Origin of the sequence: Bacillus cereus group sp. BfR-BA-01381 (assembly GCF_022663555.1) — a bacterium.
In the GTDB taxonomy this organism is placed as follows: Bacteria; Bacillota; Bacilli; order Bacillales; family Bacillaceae_G; genus Bacillus_A; species Bacillus_A pacificus.
Window position 1 is genome coordinate 13,936 of the sequence record NZ_JAKUFR010000042.1, and the last position, 17,769, is coordinate 31,704.

Here is a 17,769-nt window from a genome sequence, read left to right on the forward strand (position 1 = left end):
TAATAGGAGGATCGCTTATGCAATTCTTAAAAAAATTCGCAATTTTATTATTATCTTTTGTTATTACTGCACTTATCGTTTTATATTTTTATCTTTATGTAAATGGCCCAATTATTCAAGCTAAATCAGCTATTTTAATAGATGCTCATTCAGGTGAAGTTGTTTATACAAAAAATGAAGAAACTCCTATACAATCGGCTACTTTATCTAAATTAATGACAGAATATATCGCACTAGAACAACTGAATGAAGGAAATATACAGTTAGATGAAGTCGTAAAAATAAGTAACGAAGTTTTCCAAGCAGAAACGAGTCCTATACAAGTAACTTCGAAAGATAAAACGACGGTTCGTGATTTACTACATGCATTGTTATTGACAGGGAATAATCGTTCCGCACTTGCCCTTGCAGAACATATCGCTGGAAACGAAGATAATTTTACACAGTTAATGAATGAAAAAGCAAAACGCTTAAAGTTATCACAACCATCTCCGTTTCTAAACGCTACTGGAATGAATAACGATACAAATAAACTTTCAACTACAACAGCAATTGAAGTTGCTAAACTAGCAACAGAATTAGTAACAGACTTTCCAGATGTACTGAACGTTACAAAACTAACCTCTTACCAGTTCTCCTTCAAAGATACGAAAGTTTTCAACACCAATAAAATGATATATTCCCTCAATAAAAACATTAAACTCCAAGGTGTTGATGGCTTACAAACTAGTTTTTCAACTAATGGCAATTATAGTTTTGTCAGTACCGCAAAACGAGGAGATACTAGACTTATTTCAGTAATATTAGACGCCGAAAATGAAAACAGTACGTTTATTGAAACAAAAAAGTTACTTCAGTACGGCTTTGATCCTTCTTCTTACTCTGCACTCCAAGCGTTCAAAGATGCGGTTACATCTTGGGCAGTTTTGCTTCAGTTTAAAAATTTGATTATACAAACATTGTTGATTTTCTTCATTATAACAATTTTAATGTTCTTACATATACGTCAGAAAAAATCCGAGGATTTCAACTAGGAAATCTTCTTATATATAAAAAAACGGCTTGTATTTACAATGCAAGCCGTTTTCTAAATCTATAGTCCTCTCCCAATTAAATTCGCTGAAACAGGCTGGAGATTTAACTCCCTCGCCCATATAGATAACTGACCGATATGATGAATTTCATGTACAATTACGTGCCTTAAGACCTCACCATATGTATATGTTTTATCTGTCCACGAAGCTTTTAATAGCTTACATTCTAAGTTAGCTGACCATACTTGTAAAAACTCTTCTACTTCTCTTTTATACAAATCAGATAGCGCTTTCACCTTCTGGATTGATTGATACTCTTTAAACTGCGGTGCACCATCTTCTTTTTCTTGAAGCGCATTAATCCAGCTATACTCAACATCTACAATATGAAATAATGTTTCTAAAATACTTCCAACACCACCAACACGCTTGCGGAGTAATTCTTCCTCTGAAAGTTGCTCACACCACTTAAACCAATCATCTCTTACTTGCCAATTGTATTGAAATAAAGTGTACATAATTATCCCTCCCCTACCTCAATTATCCATTTAGCAGCATCTATAATATAATGTGGCTCGTCTTTTTGAATATAGTGACCGCTTTGTTCTGCAATTTGCTCCATCATCAATCCATTTACAAATATCTGCAGGACAATTATCAAAGTTATAACTATCAAAATAAAGAGCTTTTGAATTTTTCAACTCATTTGTTAATCTTTCTGTAACAGTAGTTTTACCTCCTCCTGAAACAGCTGCAATTGTAATGATTTTCGTTTTCTTATTCATAATCCCCCACCCCCTTTTAATTAACATAATATAATTATAAATAACTATAATTCTTTATCGCTCCATTCATATTCTAACATACTCATTTCCCATAAATTCCAATACGTTTCTCCTACTTTTTTCGACTCTCTTAATAACCCTTCTTTTACAAATCCTATTTTTTCGTAACATGAAATGGCTGACGTATTAAAATCATAGACACCAAGAGTTACTCTATGTAGTTTTAATTCTTCAAATGCAATATGAAGTACTGCTTTCATCATATGCTTCCCTATAGAACGTCCTCTCATTTTCGTATCACCAACTAGTACTTTCCCAATCCTGGCAGATTTATTTATATTGTCTATTTGTCCAAGTGAAATATGACCAACTACCTCTTTGGTGTCTTCATCTATCACTTTGAATGCAAGTGTATTTGCACTTTCTATATATTTTTCTAATTGCTGTTCATTTAAAGGATATGTAAATGCATTTCCCGACCATTGTATTAAAAAATCCTCGGAGTCAATCCAATCAATTAATGGCTTGAAATCAGATTTTTTAAAGGGCTTTAGTTTAATCAACTTCATTCTCCTTTCATTACACCATTCTATATATCCTCAAACCTATTTCTATATATAGAATATATTCTCCTTTTATACGAAATGAAAATAAAGCCATTCATAAGAATGGCTTTACAAAAACATAGCTCAGTTATGCTATGTTTCCTATGTTAACAATGGTTCAATTGCTTCAATTTTACAAACTGAAATAATTACTGTAACTACCCCAGCACTATTGGCAAGCTTTACAACATCACAAGTGACAGAAGAAACAGTTCCTGCATAATTATTAGTTCCTGTTGTAATGCGCACTGATCTGTTTACTAACTTTCTCAGCTCATCTCTAATTCCTTGTACACAGCAACAATCACATTTTTTATTTTGCTCTTCATGTTCTTTTTTACACTCTTCGAAAACATCCCAACAATCATCCTGTTTACATGTACACTTCTTTTTACAATTATTAAATCGAGAACCCAAAATCTCACCCCCTAATCATTTCTATTAATATAGTATGTCCACTAACTTTAAAGTGTACGAGGCAAAAACATAGAAAGGAAAAAACAAACACATGTACTAAATTATCCTGTATATATAAAAACTGACCTCTAACAATTAGAGGTCAGTTCACATTATACATGCTTTAATTTTATAATTTACTAGACTGCAATCCCTGAATAAACGGAACTACCTCAGGATTTACAAGTGATGATAAATCGCCTAATTCTTTTCCTAAATAAGCGGCTTTAATGACGCGTCGCATTACTTTAGAATTACGTGTTTTCGGTAAATCTTCTACAACGTGAATATCTTTTGGACATAATGCTTTTCCAATATGAGAGTTTACTAAACTCATTAATTCTTTCTTTAATTCTTCAGTAAATGTTACATTATCTCTTAATACTACAAAACAATGACAAACTTCACCTTTTACATCATCTGGTACACCAATCGCGGCAGCTTCTATGACATCATTATGCTTTACAAGAATTGATTCATATTCAGCAGGTCCAATACGTTTCCCAGCAATGTTTAACGTATCATCCGAGCGTCCTGTAATAATATATTGCTCACCATCGTAAACAACCCAGTCACCATGAACCCATTTATTTTCAAAACGTGACCAATATGTGTTCACATAACGCTCATCGTCTTCCCAGAAACTTTTCGTCATACCAACCCAAGGTTTCTCTAAACATAATTCTCCAACTTCATCACGAATCGGATTGCCTTGATCATCGAGCACAACCGCTGCCATTCCTGGTAAAGAAGCGTTAAAGCTAATCGGTGCAATTGGTTTAATAAGGACGTTCCCGAAAATCCCACCAGAAATTTCAGTCCCGCCTGAATAGTTACAAATTGGTACATTACTTTTTCCAACTGTTTCAAATAGCCACATCCAAGGATCTGGATTCCAAGGCTCACCTGTTGAGGCGAATACTTCTAAACTCTTAAGTGAATGTTTATTTACATACTCATCACCTTTTGCCATTAACGCACGAATTAATGTTGGTGATATACCGAGATGTGTAATTTCATATTTATCAACTGTCTCCCATAAACGATCTGCTTCTGGGAAGTCCGGAACACCTTCATACATAACCATCGTTGCTCCATTAATGAGAGAGCCAAATAGTAAAAATGGCCCCATCATCCATCCCATATCAGTTACCCATAATACGCGGTCACCTTGTTTGATATTCATTCCAAATCCCGCATCAAAAGCTGCTTTTAAAGGAAATCCAGCATGAGTGTGTACTGTCCCTTTCGGTTTTCCAGTAGTACCTGATGTATAAATGAGCATTAATGGATCATCACTATGCATTTCTTCAGCATGTACAAATGGCTTTTCTTTTTCTAACGTACTCCATGAGAAATCATAATTATGCGGTGTAAAATCATTTCCTGCATGACGCACGATAACAACTTTTTCAACAGTTGGACAATGCTCACAAGCTTTATCTACTTCATCTTTTAATGAAACAATTTTACCTCGGCGTGAAAAACCATCTGCAGTAATAATCATTTTAGACCCTGCCGCTTGTACACGTGTCATGACTGCATCAGATGCAAATCCTGAGAATATTGGTGAAATAATTGCTCCGATCTTCATAACCGCTAGCATCGCAACAACTGTTTCTGGAATCATCGGCATATAAATTGTGACACGATCACCTTTTTCAATACCCGCATGTTTCAAACCGTTTGCAACGCGACTTACCCAGCTATCAAGCTCCTCATATGTAAATGATTTTGAAGTTCCATTTTCCCCTTCATACTGAAGTGCTGGTTGTGTTCTCGTTTCATCATCTGCAAGCCAGCGTGATAAAACCGATTCTACAACATTACATGTTCCGCCATTATACCACTGTGCAAATGGCGTACCATTTTCTAAATCTAGCACTTCTGTATAAGGTTTCATCCATTGATAGCCAACTGCTTTCTCAGCTTCTCCCCAAAACCAAGCCGTTTCTTCGATTGACTTATTATAAAACGTTTCATAATCTTCATAGCCCAATGATTTCATCCAACCATATAAACGCGTTTTTTCTTTATACTCTTCTGTTGGAAACCAAACTGCTTGTTTCAATGTTTTCCCCTCCTTGACTTTTTGAGCAAGAAAGCCCTAAATAGGGCTTTTAAACTGGATAAACAGGATGTTTACGATCCGTAAACACTTGATATTTACTCATATACATTTCGAATCGTCCTTTTAACTCTTCTCTTAAATTGTTCGGATGAACAATACCATCAATGACCATCTCTGATGCTAAATGGTAAATATCAATATCTTTCTTATACTCTTCGCGTTTTTCAGCAATGAAGCTATCACGCTCTTCTTCAGGCAAAGCTGCAATCTTATTTGCATATACAGCATTGACCGCGGCTTCTGGACCCATTACCGCAATAGAAGCTGTTGGTAATGCTAGGCAGCAATCTGGTTCAAAAGCTGGACCTGCCATCGCATATAAGCCAGCACCATATGCTTTACGAACAACGATAGAAACTTTCGGTACAGTAGCTTCACTCATTGCGGAAATCATTTTTGCACCATGACGAATAATACCAGCACGTTCTACTTTTGTACCAATCATAAATCCAGGTACATCTGCAAGGAATAGTAACGGAATATGATATGCATCGCATAAATTAATAAACTTCGCTGCTTTATCAGCTGAATCGTGGAATAATACGCCGCCTTTCATTCGCGGTTGATTTGCAATAATACCAACTGGCTTACCATCAATACGTGCTAAACCTGTAATTAGTTCTTGAGCAAATAATTTTTTCACTTCATAGAAAGAACCTTCATCAATAACTCTATTAATAAGATCTTTCATATTGAAAGGAGCATTTTGATTTTCTGGAATGATTTCTTCTAACGTTTTATCGAATTGTTTCGGTTCTTGAGGTGTAACTAATGGAGTCTTTTCTAAATAGTTGTTTGGAAAATATGAAATGTATTGTCTTGCTTGTGTAATCGCATCTTCTTCTGTCTTACATAAAACATCTCCGCATCCTGATACAGAGCAATGCATACGAGCTCCGCCCATCTCTTCTAACGTTACCTTCTCACCGATAACCATCTCAGCCATACGAGGAGACCCTAAATACATAGATGCATTTCCCTCAACCATCATTACAACGTCACAAAAGGCTGGAATATAAGCACCACCAGCTGCAGAAGGTCCAAATAACAAGCATACTTGAGGAACTTTACCTGATAATTTCACTTGATTATAGAAGATTCTTCCTGCACCGCGGCGCCCTGGGAACATTTCAACTTGATCAGTAATACGTGCTCCAGCAGAGTCAACTAAATAAAATAACGGAACACGTAATTTTTCTGCCGTTTCTTGAATACGTAAAATCTTTTCGACTGTACGAGCGCCCCATGATCCAGCCTTTACTGTTGAATCATTCGCCATTACACATGCTGTACGACCATGTATTTTACCTGTTGCTGTTATAACACCATCAGCGGGTAACCCTGTTTGTTCACAATTTGCAAATAATGCATCTTCTACATATTCACCATTATCAAATAAAAGAGCTAAGCGATCTCGAACGAATAGTTTACCTTTCGCTTTGTTTTGTTCATGATATTTTGGTGCACCGCCTTGTTTAATCGTTTCAACTCGTTCTTCAAATGTATTCGATTGTTGTTTTTGATCTAACATATTTACTCCCCCTTATACATTGGTGTGCGTTTTTCCTTGAATGCCTGTAATCCTTCTAATCTATCTTTCGTATGGATTACACCTTCATACGCTTGTTTTTCCATTTGTAATCCGGTATGTAAATCAACTTGAATACCGTTTGAAATTGCTTCTTTCGCTAATCGAACAGCAATAGGGCCATTACTAGCAATTTTCTCTGCTATTTCAATCGCTTTTTCTTCAAGTAAATGAGCTGGTACAACAAATTCTACTAGACCATATTCTTTCGCTTCTTGTGCCGAAATACGTCTTCCTGTATAAATTAATTCTTTCGCTCTACCAACACCAATTAACCTTGGCAATCGCTGCGTACCACCCGCTCCTGGTATAATTGCAAGTGTAGTTTCAGTAAGACCAAGACTTGCAGATTCAGCCGCAATTCTAAAATCACAAGCTAAACTTAATTCCGTACCACCACCAAGTGCGATTCCATTTATAGCAGCAATAACTGGCTGTGGTAATTGTTCAACCATTTCCATAGTAGTGCGAATCATACTAACAGCATGGCGAACTTGTTCTTCATTCATACCAGCGCGTTCTTTTAAATCAGCACCAGCACAAAACGCTTTTTCACCAGCACCTGTTAGAATAACTACACGAGTATTTGACTCTTCATTTATTTGAGTTAATATGTTTTGTAACTCTTCTAATAACGCTAAAGATAATGAGTTGGCTTGTCTTTCACGACATAACGAAATCTTTACAACATGAGGTGTTACATAATCAACTGAAATGTTTTGTAATTGTAGCATCTTCTCACCTACTTATCGTTTTATGTTGAAGCGCTCTATACACATGACTCGGTAATTGGATATTTAATTTACTTTGAATAAATTGACTCGCTCTCAATAACTTCTCTTCATCAATATTCGTTTGGACACCTAACTTATGGAGCATATGAACTAAGTCATCAGTTGCAACATTGCCTGATGCTCCTGGTGCATATGGACAGCCGCCAAGACCACCACAAGAACTATCAAATGTTGCAATACCATATTCTAAAGACTTTACTACATTCGCAAGAGCCATTCCGTACGTATTATGGAAGTGCATTGCAAACTGCGAAGCATCATATTTCTTTAATAAATGCTCTAATACTCGCTCTACTTGTAACGGATTCGCTACTCCGATTGTGTCACCAAGAGACACTTCATAAATGCCGTATGAAAATAGTTGATCACATAATTCGTCAACTGCTACGAGACTTATATCCCCTTCATAAGGACAGCCAAATACAGTAGAAACATAGCCTCTTACTTTTTTCCCTTCGAATAATGCCTGTTTTGTTATATCTTCAATTACAACTAATGCTTCTTGAATTGATTTATTAATATTGCTTTTATTATGAGATTCACTTGCTGATAAAAAAACATTCACCTCATCTACATTTTGCAAAAAAGCTCGCTCCAAACCATTTTGATTTGGAACAAGCGCTGCATATGTAACATTTGGATCCCTTTTCAGCTCAGAAAACACATCATTTGCATCTGCTAATGCAGGGACCCATTTAGGGTGAACGAATGAGGAAACTTCAACGTACGATAATCCAGCCTCTGTAAGTAGTTGAATCCATTTTACTTTATCTTTTGTGCCAACAATCTTTTTTTCATTTTGTAAGCCATCACGTGGCCCGACTTCTTTAATGACAGCAAAATTAGGTAGTTTCAATTCGCTTCCCCCCTATATCTCCCTATTCAATTTCTAGTAATACATCTCCTTCATTTACAAAATCGCCTTCTTGCACATTAATTTTCATAACTGTGCCAGCTTCTTCTGAAACGATTGGAATTTCCATTTTCATAGATTCCAAAATGACGACATCCTGTTCTTCCTCTACTGTATCCCCTACTCCTACAACAATCTTCCAAACGTTTCCTGCCATCGATGCATATACTTTCGTCATCATTTTTTCCCCCTTAGTATTGTTAAATCTTATTTTTTAACAAGTTGTTTCGTTACAAAACCTGTTGTATAAATGCCCTCTTTAAACACTTCGTCCTCTAATACTTGAAGTAGCATTGGCGTGTTCGTTTTAATACCTTCTACTTTTAATTCTTCTAATGCATCGTGTAATTTGGAAATTACTTCTTCACGCGTTTCACCATGAGCAATGACTTTCGCAATCATTGGATCATAGAAAGGTGTAATCGTTACTTGATTCTCCAAAAAGTGATCGATACGTACATTTGTTGGAAGCGTTAAATCTGTAATTTTCCCAGGTGATGGGAAGAAAGTTTTCGGATCCTCTGCATAAATACGTGCCTCGATGGCATGACCACTACGTTTTACATCATCTTGTGTAAACGATAATTTTTCACCATATGCAATTAGAAGTTGTTGTTCTACAAGATCTAAACCAGTAATTTCTTCTGTAACTGGATGCTCTACTTGTAATCTCGTATTCATCTCTAAAAAATAGAAGTTTTTCTGATCATCTACAAGAAACTCAACTGTACCTGCATTTGTATAACCAAGTGCTTTAGCAGCTTGTACAGCAACTTCACCCATCGCTTTTCGTGTACCTTCATCTAAAAATGGTGAAGGTGCTTCTTCAATTACTTTCTGATTTCGGCGCTGTACTGAACATTCACGCTCCCATAAATACACTGTGTTACCATGTGTATCTGCTAAAAGCTGAATTTCAATATGATGTGCATCTGCAATATAGCGCTCTAAATACATTTCTCCGTTACCGAAGAAGTTTTGTGCTCTTGTTTTGTTGCTTTCAAATGCTTTGGTGAGCGTTTGCTCAGTTTCCATCAACTGCATTCCAATGCCTCCGCCGCCTGCGGATGCCTTCAACATTAATGGGTAACCAATTTGTTTAGCAATTTCAATTGCTTCTTCAGCAGTTTCAATATTTGTAGTAATACCTGGAACTACTGGGACATCTGCAGCTTGCATCGCAATACGTGATTCGATTTTACTTCCCATCTTCGTAATGATTTCTTCTGATGGACCAATAAATACGATTCCTTCTTCTTTACAACGAACCGGAAAAGATGGATTCTCAGATAATAATCCATACCCCGGGTGGATTGCTTCAGCATTTGTCTTCTTAGCTATTTCAATAATTTTTTCAAGGTTTAAATAGCTTTCTTGGACACGCGGCCCACCTACTAAGTAAGCTTCATTTGCCATTTTTACATGCAAGGCATTTTCATCTGCCTCAGAATAAATAGCAACAGTGCGAATACCAAGTTTTTGACAAGTTTTCATAATACGAACTGCGATTTCCCCGCGATTAGCAATTAATATTTTTTGAAACATAGTGATTCCTCCTTTTTATCTACATCCTAAATGTCTAGCAATTACGAGACGTTGAATTTCAGAAGTTCCTTCACCAATTTCTAATAGTTTCGCATCACGAATATGTCGTTCTACTTCATATTCACGCATATAGCCGTATCCACCGTGAATTTGTACCGCTTGATTTGCAATACGACTAGCAGCCTCAGATGCGAAAAGTTTTGCCATAGCCGCTTCTTTACCGAAAGGTCTATCGTTATCTTTTAACCAAGCTGCTTTATGTACTAAATTACGCGCTAGCTCTACTTCAGTCGCCATATCAGCTAATTTAAATTGAATCGCTTGGAAATTAGAAATTGACTTTCCAAATTGTTGACGTTCTTTCGCATATTGCAGTGCACGTTCAAATGCAGATTGCGCAATACCAACAGCTAATGCTGCGATTGAAATACGTCCTCCATCAAGTGTATATAAGAATTGTTTAAACCCTTTATTTACATCACCAAGTATATTTTCTTTCGGTACACGTACACTATCAAGTACGATTTCACATGTATTAGAAGCACGTACGCCCATCTTATCGTAAGGGCTTGAAATCGTTAACCCTTCACTAGTAGTCGGTACGATAAATGCAGAAATACGTTTTCTACCATTCTCTTCAACACCGTTGACAGCGGTTACAATAATTGTGTTTGCATACTCTGCATTTGTAATCCAACACTTCTCACCACTAATAACATACTCGTCTCCATCTAATATAGCTTTCGTTTGTGTACCACCTGCATCAGATCCAGCATTCGGCTCAGTTAGTCCGAAAGCACCTAACGTTTTGCCTGATGCCATTGGAACTAAATATTTCTGTTTTTGTTCTTCTGTACCGAAATAATAAATTGGAGAAGCACCTAATGAAATTGTTGCAGCGTAACTTAATCCTGTTCCACCACAAGCACGACCAATTTCTTCAACTGCTAACGCGTACGATACAGTATCGCCACCTGAACCTCCATACTCTTCTGGGAATGGGATACCTAATAATCCTAGTTCGCCCATTTTTTGAAATGTTTCATATGGAAATTCTGCAGTTTTGTCATAATATACAGCTTTCGGTGCGATTTCCTTTTCAGCAAAGTCACGTACCATTTCTTTAATCATTTGTTTTTCGCGAGTTAGAGTAAATTCCATTCCGCTACACACCCCTTATCGAATATTGAGTTTCGACAGCGTGCGAGTTTCTACTACAAACATTACGAATGAAAAGACAAGAATATTAGTTAGATAATTGTTATAATTCTGTCATAATTTAATTTTAAAACAGATTCTGTACTAATGCACAAAAAAATTCCTACATTGTTCTACAACAACATAGGAGTTTCATTGTCGAATTATGTAATTTTTTGTTTAATAATCTCTACCTTTACCTGAATCTGAAATCTCTACTAAAGCTTCAGGATATGGTTCGAAATATGTTTGTCTTAATAAATACTTTTCATCAAATCGAAGAGCCCATGATTTTAAAATTGCAAGTAAGCTACTAAGCGGAATTTTCTTTTCTTTATATTTTTGTATCAGATCTAAAAAATGATCTTTTTCTTGTTTTTTCAGCTTTGTTTTAAAGTATCCAAAAATATGCTCACATACATTTACATTCGATGTATAGCGGGGTGTGCGCATAAATAATTCATATAAAGTCTTCTCATAGTTTTCAAATACAACTTCAATCTTTTCATTTTTGTGATTTGCAATAATACGCCCTAATTCCTTTTGCTTTACCTGATTATATGCCATAAATAAATATTTATTATCCGACTGAAACGATACGAGGTCTTTCATATTTTTATTCCGTTTCATCATCTTGTAATATGCGATTGTAAATAACCTTGTAAAGAAATGTTCTCTAATAATAAAATTCGACAATCTACCTTCTTCTTCAATTGGAAGATGCGAAAAATTTTTTATTACTGCTCCGCCAAATAAACCAGGTCCCTTTCCTTTTGCTGGTGCTTTTTCAAAACCAGAATAAATTTTCACATCACGCGTACCACAACTTGGTGAACGATTTTTTAAAATAAAACCATCCACATCTGATATCGTTTGTAAAAATTCATTTGAAAATTGCTCCATTTTTTCAGTGAGGTCTTCTCTTGTAGACGGTTGCACAAGTTTATTCACCCCTTTTTCTTCTACAATGCGTATCGTTTCACGAGGAGTCCCCAATCCAATCTCGACTTCTGGGCAAACAGGTATAAATGTAACAAATGGCTGCAAATTTCGTATTGTTACATCCGGAATCATCTCCCCATTATAACGACAAGCGTCAAACTCTAAACATTTACTTACAACGATTGTAGGTTTTGCAAATTGTCTCATTTCATTACCTCCTTCATGCTAGTCCGTATAATATAAATTGTACTAAGATTAACATTTTAAGCAAAGTCTGATTCATTTAATTTTATGATAAATATATAGCCAATAAAATATTAGCAATCATTCAACTTTATTTTCTATAAATGTGTCCTTTATAATGACGGTTCAGAAACTGTGAAACGAATAATACACACATGCTCTGGAGAAATTAATATGTAAGAAAGGAGGGAGCGTTATGAAGAAAAAATTATCATCTATTTTAAGTGTTTTAGCACTATCTATTATGTTTTTAGGTACATCTGCACAAGCTGAATATGATGGAACTAATATGAATAGAGTTAATAACACTGATATTTCAACTCGAGTTAATGACAATAACTTAGACAGAGTTAATAATGATGTAAGAACTCGAAATGTAAATACAACAAATGATATAAATGATAATCGTGATAGAAATAATAATTGGGCTTGGCTCGGTTTATTAGGACTAGCAGGATTATTAGGCCTTAGAAGAAGAGACAAAGAAACACGTTAATTTAGAACATTTTTAGTAAACAAGTACTTATTTATCCAAAATATATAATGGATATAAATCGCCTTTTTAAAGGCGATTTATTATTTTTTTAAATGGAAAATATGTACTTCACACTGCAACACATTTTTGCCTATGATTAAATTCGTGGCGTTAATCCGTACAATATGAATTGAATCGTATTTTCAATTTCCGCTTCATCATTCCATTTTTCTTCTGGCAATAATAAAAATCGTGTTAATAATAAACCTAATACAGCTGATAAAGTAAGTCGTAAAACAGTAGCTGGGGGCATTTCAATAATTTCCTCTTTTTCTTGAAACTTTTCAATCAATTTTTTAAAATGTGAAAGTAATTCTGTTTCAACTAACTGCTGTATTTCATTTTTCAGTTCCGGCTGAAATGGCACTTCTTGAATTAATATTTTTATCATTGGAAAATGCTTTTTTGCAAATTCAAATCTATTATGAATAACAACTCTTAGAAGCCCCTCATATGATTTATACTCCGATTTAAATATTTCCTTTGCGAATGCTTGTACGAAAAATGGTGCAGCAAACTTCGTTAATGTCGGCATGACAACTGCTAACAATAAATCTTTTTTCGTTTTATAGTAGCGGAAGATTGTTCCTTCCGCTACACCAGCCCGTTTTGCAATTTCACTTGTTGAAGTTGAAGCATAGCCTTTTTCTCCAAACATATCAACAGCCGCCTCTAATATACGCATTTGACGTTCGTTTCGTTTGTCTGTATTTGTTGCGGCAATTAATTCTTCCAGCCAATCCTTCTTCATCTATAATGCCCCTTTATCTCATCACTATATTTTTCGATGTTTCTTTAATGCAAATACATTCCCTACTGCAAATAATACTGAGAAAAATAGTAAAACAGTTAAATCTAATGCAATCTCTGTAAATCCTTGATTTCGAATCATCACCTGTCTCATTGCGTCAGCGCCGTATGTGAGCGGAAATAATTTCCCTAACATTTGGAGCCACTTATTCATCGATTCAATTGGAAACAAACCAGAAAAGAATATTTGTGGCACAATGACAAGCGGTATAAACTGAATCATTTGAAATTCATTATTTGCGTATGCTGATAAAAACGTCCCTAAAGTTAATGCCGTTAAAGAAAGCATACATGTAATAAGTAGGGTTAGCCATATAGAGCCAGCTACATACAAATCTAAAATATAAACTGAAAAACTTACGATTATAATGGATTGTATAAATGCAAAGATCCCAAAACCAATAATATATCCTACAACTATTTCCCATCTTTTAATTGGAGTCGATAATACCCTTTCTAACGTACCGCTTAAACGTTCTCTTACGAAAGACACCCCCGATAAAATAAATACAAAGAAAAATGTAAAGAAACCGATCAATACAGGGCCAAGCCCATCAAACATCGTAAAGTCTTTAGAGCCATGTAAATAGTTCACTTCAGGTTTCATTATCGATACATCGTTCTTCTCTGTACTTTTTTGTAATATTTGAAGTACAGCACGATTTTTTGACGAATCACTACCTTCTAATACAATATTCATTTTTCCATTTTCTAAACGAATTACTGCATCTACCTTTTGATTTTCTAGCTCAGACATTGCCTTTTCTTTACTATATTCATAAATTGACGCTTCCTGATTTTTCATCACTTTTACTACCTGAGCCGGCATATCAACAACTGCGATATGCGGTACATAGTCTTTTTGTGTAAACACTAGCGATAATAACCAAAGTAATAACATAGGTGCTCCAAACATCATGGCTAACGAACGCTTATCTCGAAAAAATTGGCGAATAATACGAATAATTACACCAGTAACTCTCATGATAGGGCCACCTCTTTCAACAAAAAGACATCTTCAATCCGTCCCGATGATACCAGCTTTTTCAATTCTTCAGGCGCTCCAATCGCAACTAGCTTTCCTTCTCTAATCAACCCTAGACGCTCACAAAACTCAGCTTCATCCATAATGTGTGTTGTTACAATAATGGTAGTACCTTTCTTTTTCAAATCATAAAATTTTTCCCAAATCGTTTTTCTAAGAAGTGGATCTATCCCCACTGTTGGCTCATCTAAAATTAATATTTCAGGTTCATGAATGAGTGCTATTGCTAATGATAAACGCTTCTTCATCCCGCCTGAAAAATGCTGCACTTGCTTTTTCATATGTTGTGATAATTGTACAAGGTCAAAAACTTCTTCAATTCTTTCTTTTTTATGCTTTCCCTTTAATCCGTACATCGTTGCCATAAAATCTGCATTTTCATATGCTGATAGTTCTTCGTATAATGCATCAGCTTGAGCCATATAACCAATTCTTTTCATTTCATTTAAATTAGGCATGTTCGTGTTGTAAACAAGCACTTCACCTTCCGTTGCTTCGTTAATACCTGCAATCAATTTAATAAGAGTCGTTTTCCCAGAACCTGAAGGGCCAACTAAACCAAATATCTCTGCTTTTTCAACTTGTAATGAAAGATTGTGTAAAACTTCTTTTTTCCCAAAACTTTTTGATACAGTCCGTAAAATAATGGCAGGTTGCTTCACGTATTCTTCCCCCTTCCCTAAAATGAGTGAGTACTCACTTTTATTTTACTCTTGCGTAATTATATGTCAAACTTCATTGATTAGTATGTATTTTCACTCGACGATATTAAACAATGAAACAGAGTCGACATTAGAATTTTATTTCCTAAAGTCGACTCTGTTTCATTTAAACTATAAATTTTACTTTACGTTTTTAAATTCATATACTTCCTAATTCTAGCAACATCTAAAGAATATTCGATAACTAATTGCTGTAACGGTAATATAACTGTGTCGGGATATAAATGTGCATATTGTAATGTTTCTGCATATTTTTCTAATCTTTTTTCTAAATACTTTATAATTTGATCAGGATGAGTTACTAATAAACATTTACAATAATAATGTATTTGTTCCTCAATCGCCGTATACTCTTCAATTTCGTATTCTTTATGCATGTGTACACCCCTTTAAGTTTTTTACATGAATTACTTATCACAATTTTCACTCGACTAATTTTTGATTTTTTTGATTATTTACACTATAACAAACTCTTCGGGTCAAATTTTGTTACTTTATGTAACGTAGAAAATTTTTAACAAAATTGTAATGTTAACTTGTATAAAATGCATATGTCCTATTTTTTCTGTATAGAAAAGTCGTACAGTTCAATTTAACTGTACGACTACAAGTTCTGGCCTATTAAAAATTCTTTGCGGAATGATACTATTACCTAATCCTATACTCACTACCATAGACTTATTTTGTTTTTTATATAAACCGACTGTATATTTAGGTAAAACACCTTGATTTGGAGCCACTAATTTGCTGATAAATAGTAACTAAATTGTCCACCCTGAGCGTGTCCTGATAAAACTATATCTATTTGCTCATCAGCATAATTCTGAATAAATTTAGGTCTATAGAATAAATTATCTATTTCTCCTATTTTAATGTGGTTCTCCTATTTATAGATATACTCCTATGTAATCCGTAATTTTCCTTATCGGATAAATTAAAAAAATTATTTCCCTACACATTGAGATTACAAGTTGTATAAGGAAGCTCTTCTTTTTTCCATGCAAGAAATCCTCCCTTTAGATTAACCACTTCCTTTATACCAGCTCTTTGTAAAATACTAGCTGCTATAGCGGAACGCAATCCGGTTCGACATTGTAAAACGATTGAGCAATCCTTTGGTATACAATCTAGCTGCTTAAATAGATTTCCTAAAGGGATATGTATTGCATCATAAAGATGTCCTTCCTCCCACTCTTTTTTACTACGCACGTCGATTACCTTAACGCTTCCATCTTTTATATGTGGATATAATTCAATTGATGTTTTTTCTTTGTAACTTTCAAACCTATCAAGTCTTTGTATAACTTGTAAGGGTGCAAAAGCAATAATATTATCTAACCCAATAGATTCAAAGTCTCTAATAACCTCCTCAACTCTAACTTTTTCCTCATCTAGAATGATTATCGTTTCTGTTTTATAATCTAGTAACCATCCACACCAGGTTGTAAAGGAATTGTTATACGGTATGTTAATTGATTTCTCGATGTGACCAGAAGCAAAACTCTCTACATCCCTTATATCAACTATTTGCTGAACACTCCTCATAACTTCTTGAAGTTCTTTTACTGTTTTAATAGCAAAAACTTCTCTCTTCTTACGAATTGGTGGACCGTACTTATTTAAATCCTTCATTAATGAAAAATATTTTGGAGGCTCTGGCTGTCCCGTCAATAAAGTCGATACAAAATCACTTTCTTCATTACACTGAAATGCCCAATTGAACATCTTTTCATAACCTAATGTAGAAGTCGGAATTGCTCCTAATGCTTTTCCACATGCGCTTCCTGCACCATGTGATGGCCATATTTGCAAATAATCAGGGAGTATTTTTATTTTTTGTATAGAATCAAATAATTGTTTCGCTCCTATTTTAGCAGTATCTTTCATACCTATAGCGGTTTCTAATAAATCGGGTCTTCCTATATCTCCTACAAATATACAATCGCCTGTGAATATTCCTATTGGCTTATTATTCGTATAGTTATTTTGACTTGTATCAGTTACTAAAAAAGAAATACTTTCAGGCGTATGCCCTGGTGTGTGAATTACATTAAATTTTATATGACCTACTTTAAACTCTGTGCCCTCTCTAACCAAATTGTATCGACCTTCGTTAAGATATTGATACTTCCAATCACAATCTCCTTCATCAGATACATATAAATTTGCATGATAAAGATTAGCAAGTTCCCTAGACCCAGAAAGAAAATCTGCATGAATGTGAGTTTCAGCCGCAGCAACTACTTCCATCCCCTCTTTCTTAGCAAATTCTATATATTGTTCTATATAGCGACCTGGATCAATTACAATTGCTACGCCTTCCTTCTGACAACCTACTAAATAAGAAGCATGTGCTAATTTTTCATCATAAAAATATTTTAAAAGCATAGCTATTCCCTCCAAATAGTTATTTCAATTTGCTTT

18 protein-coding genes and 3 pseudogenes are annotated in these 17,769 nt (G+C 34.9%); 2 read left to right on the plus strand and 19 right to left on the minus strand.

Features of this window, described 5'->3' with window-relative positions; translation table 11 throughout:
• The first annotated feature begins 17 nt into the window (after positions 1-17).
• Positions 18-1,034, plus strand: coding sequence for a D-alanyl-D-alanine carboxypeptidase family protein (locus MR079_RS15770; RefSeq protein ID WP_139869078.1), 1,017 nt, complete (start codon positions 18-20; stop codon positions 1,032-1,034).
• Positions 1,035-1,093: 59 nt separating this feature from the next.
• On the opposite strand, the gene MR079_RS15775 is transcribed toward MR079_RS15770, so the two are convergent.
• The 13 genes and pseudogenes from MR079_RS15775 to MR079_RS15830 all read right to left on the minus strand — a co-directional run bounded on the left by MR079_RS15775 (position 1,094) and on the right by MR079_RS15830 (position 12,197).
• Positions 1,094-1,552, minus strand: coding sequence for a DinB family protein (locus MR079_RS15775; protein WP_242294252.1), 459 nt, complete (start codon positions 1,550-1,552; stop codon positions 1,094-1,096).
• Positions 1,553-1,554: 2 nt separating this feature from the next.
• Positions 1,555-1,647: pseudogene (locus MR079_RS15780) on the minus strand (alpha/beta hydrolase); the annotation flags it as partial.
• Positions 1,646-1,819 (minus strand): annotated as a pseudogene (locus tag MR079_RS29570) (nucleoside/nucleotide kinase family protein); the annotation flags it as partial. The pseudogenes MR079_RS29570 and MR079_RS15780, both read right to left, overlap by 2 nt.
• Positions 1,820-1,863: 44 nt before the next feature.
• On the minus strand, positions 1,864-2,388 hold the full coding sequence (locus tag MR079_RS15785; RefSeq protein ID WP_139869079.1) for a GNAT family N-acetyltransferase: 525 nt from the start codon (positions 2,386-2,388) through the stop codon (positions 1,864-1,866).
• 138 nt (positions 2,389-2,526) lie between these two features.
• Positions 2,527-2,841: an exosporium protein ExsK gene (gene exsK, locus MR079_RS15790; RefSeq protein ID WP_000535567.1), complete on the minus strand. Its 315-nt coding sequence runs from the start codon at positions 2,839-2,841 to the stop codon at positions 2,527-2,529.
• A 169-nt stretch (positions 2,842-3,010) separates the two neighbouring features.
• Positions 3,011-4,951 carry an AMP-binding protein gene (locus MR079_RS15795; RefSeq protein ID WP_242294253.1) on the minus strand — a complete coding sequence of 647 codons (1,941 nt, stop codon included), beginning with the start codon at positions 4,949-4,951 and terminating at the stop codon, positions 3,011-3,013.
• A 49-nt stretch (positions 4,952-5,000) separates the two neighbouring features.
• The gene (locus MR079_RS15800) at positions 5,001-6,542 is read right to left on the minus strand and encodes an acyl-CoA carboxylase subunit beta (RefSeq protein WP_139869081.1); all 1,542 of its coding nucleotides are present in this window, start codon (positions 6,540-6,542) and stop codon (positions 5,001-5,003) included.
• A 2-nt stretch (positions 6,543-6,544) separates the two neighbouring features.
• Entirely contained in the window at positions 6,545-7,333 is a 789-nt protein-coding gene (locus MR079_RS15805; RefSeq protein WP_139869082.1) for an enoyl-CoA hydratase, read from the minus strand.
• 4 nt (positions 7,334-7,337) lie between these two features.
• Complete coding sequence (gene mvaB / locus MR079_RS15810; protein ID WP_242294254.1) at positions 7,338-8,249, minus strand: hydroxymethylglutaryl-CoA lyase; 912 nt, start codon at positions 8,247-8,249, stop codon at positions 7,338-7,340.
• Positions 8,250-8,271: 22 nt separating this feature from the next.
• Positions 8,272-8,487, minus strand: a complete 216-nt coding sequence (locus MR079_RS15815; protein WP_001985297.1) for an acetyl-CoA carboxylase biotin carboxyl carrier protein subunit — start codon at positions 8,485-8,487, stop codon at positions 8,272-8,274.
• Positions 8,488-8,513: 26 nt separating this feature from the next.
• On the minus strand, positions 8,514-9,851 hold the full coding sequence (locus MR079_RS15820) for an acetyl-CoA carboxylase biotin carboxylase subunit (RefSeq protein ID WP_242294255.1): 1,338 nt from the start codon (positions 9,849-9,851) through the stop codon (positions 8,514-8,516).
• A 15-nt stretch (positions 9,852-9,866) separates the two neighbouring features.
• Complete coding sequence (locus MR079_RS15825) at positions 9,867-11,012, minus strand: acyl-CoA dehydrogenase (RefSeq protein ID WP_242294256.1); 1,146 nt, start codon at positions 11,010-11,012, stop codon at positions 9,867-9,869.
• Between the two features lie 216 nt (positions 11,013-11,228).
• Positions 11,229-12,197 carry a YbgA family protein gene (locus MR079_RS15830; protein ID WP_016717529.1) on the minus strand — a complete coding sequence of 323 codons (969 nt, stop codon included), beginning with the start codon at positions 12,195-12,197 and terminating at the stop codon, positions 11,229-11,231.
• Between the two features lie 232 nt (positions 12,198-12,429).
• On the opposite strand from MR079_RS15830, the gene MR079_RS15835 reads away from it, so the two are divergent.
• Positions 12,430-12,729: a WGxxGxxG family protein gene (locus MR079_RS15835; RefSeq protein ID WP_242294257.1), complete on the plus strand. Its 300-nt coding sequence runs from the start codon at positions 12,430-12,432 to the stop codon at positions 12,727-12,729.
• Between the two features lie 136 nt (positions 12,730-12,865).
• Here the strand turns inward: MR079_RS15835 and MR079_RS15840 are convergent, their stop codons facing one another.
• From MR079_RS15840 to MR079_RS15865, 6 genes and pseudogenes are all read right to left on the minus strand, one after another.
• On the minus strand, positions 12,866-13,519 hold the full coding sequence (locus MR079_RS15840) for a TetR/AcrR family transcriptional regulator (RefSeq protein ID WP_242294258.1): 654 nt from the start codon (positions 13,517-13,519) through the stop codon (positions 12,866-12,868).
• 24 nt (positions 13,520-13,543) lie between these two features.
• Entirely contained in the window at positions 13,544-14,563 is a 1,020-nt protein-coding gene (locus MR079_RS15845; RefSeq protein ID WP_242294259.1) for an ABC transporter permease, read from the minus strand.
• Positions 14,560-15,285 (minus strand): ABC transporter ATP-binding protein, encoded by a 726-nt coding sequence (locus MR079_RS15850; RefSeq protein ID WP_242294260.1) that lies wholly within the window; start codon positions 15,283-15,285, stop codon positions 14,560-14,562. Before MR079_RS15850 ends, MR079_RS15845 begins: the two co-directional genes overlap by 4 nt.
• Positions 15,286-15,470: 185 nt before the next feature.
• A complete protein-coding gene (locus MR079_RS15855) occupies positions 15,471-15,722 on the minus strand; it encodes a hypothetical protein (protein WP_000548624.1) in 252 nt (83 codons plus the stop codon).
• A gap of 210 nt (positions 15,723-15,932) precedes the next feature.
• Positions 15,933-16,195: pseudogene (locus MR079_RS15860) on the minus strand (metallophosphoesterase); the annotation flags it as partial.
• Between the two features lie 101 nt (positions 16,196-16,296).
• Positions 16,297-17,733 carry an MBL fold metallo-hydrolase gene (locus MR079_RS15865; protein ID WP_139869087.1) on the minus strand — a complete coding sequence of 479 codons (1,437 nt, stop codon included), beginning with the start codon at positions 17,731-17,733 and terminating at the stop codon, positions 16,297-16,299.
• Positions 17,734-17,769 lie beyond the last annotated feature (36 nt).

Coding starts and splice junctions, on each gene's coding strand:
- MR079_RS15865 (WP_139869087.1), bottom strand. CDS start 17,733: ATGCTTTTAAAATATTTTTATGATGAAAAATTAGCACATGCTTCTTAT.
- MR079_RS15785 (WP_139869079.1), bottom strand. CDS start 2,388: ATGAAGTTGATTAAACTAAAGCCCTTTAAAAAATCTGATTTCAAGCCA.
- MR079_RS15775 (WP_242294252.1), bottom strand. CDS start 1,552: ATGTACACTTTATTTCAATACAATTGGCAAGTAAGAGATGATTGGTTT.
- MR079_RS15825 (WP_242294256.1), bottom strand. CDS start 11,012: ATGGAATTTACTCTAACTCGCGAAAAACAAATGATTAAAGAAATGGTA.
- MR079_RS15845 (WP_242294259.1), bottom strand. CDS start 14,563: ATGAGAGTTACTGGTGTAATTATTCGTATTATTCGCCAATTTTTTCGA.
- MR079_RS15835 (WP_242294257.1), top strand. CDS start 12,430: ATGAAGAAAAAATTATCATCTATTTTAAGTGTTTTAGCACTATCTATT.
- MR079_RS15855 (WP_000548624.1), bottom strand. CDS start 15,722: ATGCATAAAGAATACGAAATTGAAGAGTATACGGCGATTGAGGAACAA.
- MR079_RS15770 (WP_139869078.1), top strand. CDS start 18: ATGCAATTCTTAAAAAAATTCGCAATTTTATTATTATCTTTTGTTATT.
- MR079_RS15830 (WP_016717529.1), bottom strand. CDS start 12,197: ATGAGACAATTTGCAAAACCTACAATCGTTGTAAGTAAATGTTTAGAG.
- MR079_RS15815 (WP_001985297.1), bottom strand. CDS start 8,487: ATGATGACGAAAGTATATGCATCGATGGCAGGAAACGTTTGGAAGATT.
- MR079_RS15840 (WP_242294258.1), bottom strand. CDS start 13,519: ATGAAGAAGGATTGGCTGGAAGAATTAATTGCCGCAACAAATACAGAC.
- MR079_RS15805 (WP_139869082.1), bottom strand. CDS start 7,333: ATGCTACAATTACAAAACATTTCAGTTGATTATGTAACACCTCATGTT.
- MR079_RS15820 (WP_242294255.1), bottom strand. CDS start 9,851: ATGTTTCAAAAAATATTAATTGCTAATCGCGGGGAAATCGCAGTTCGT.
- MR079_RS15800 (WP_139869081.1), bottom strand. CDS start 6,542: ATGTTAGATCAAAAACAACAATCGAATACATTTGAAGAACGAGTTGAA.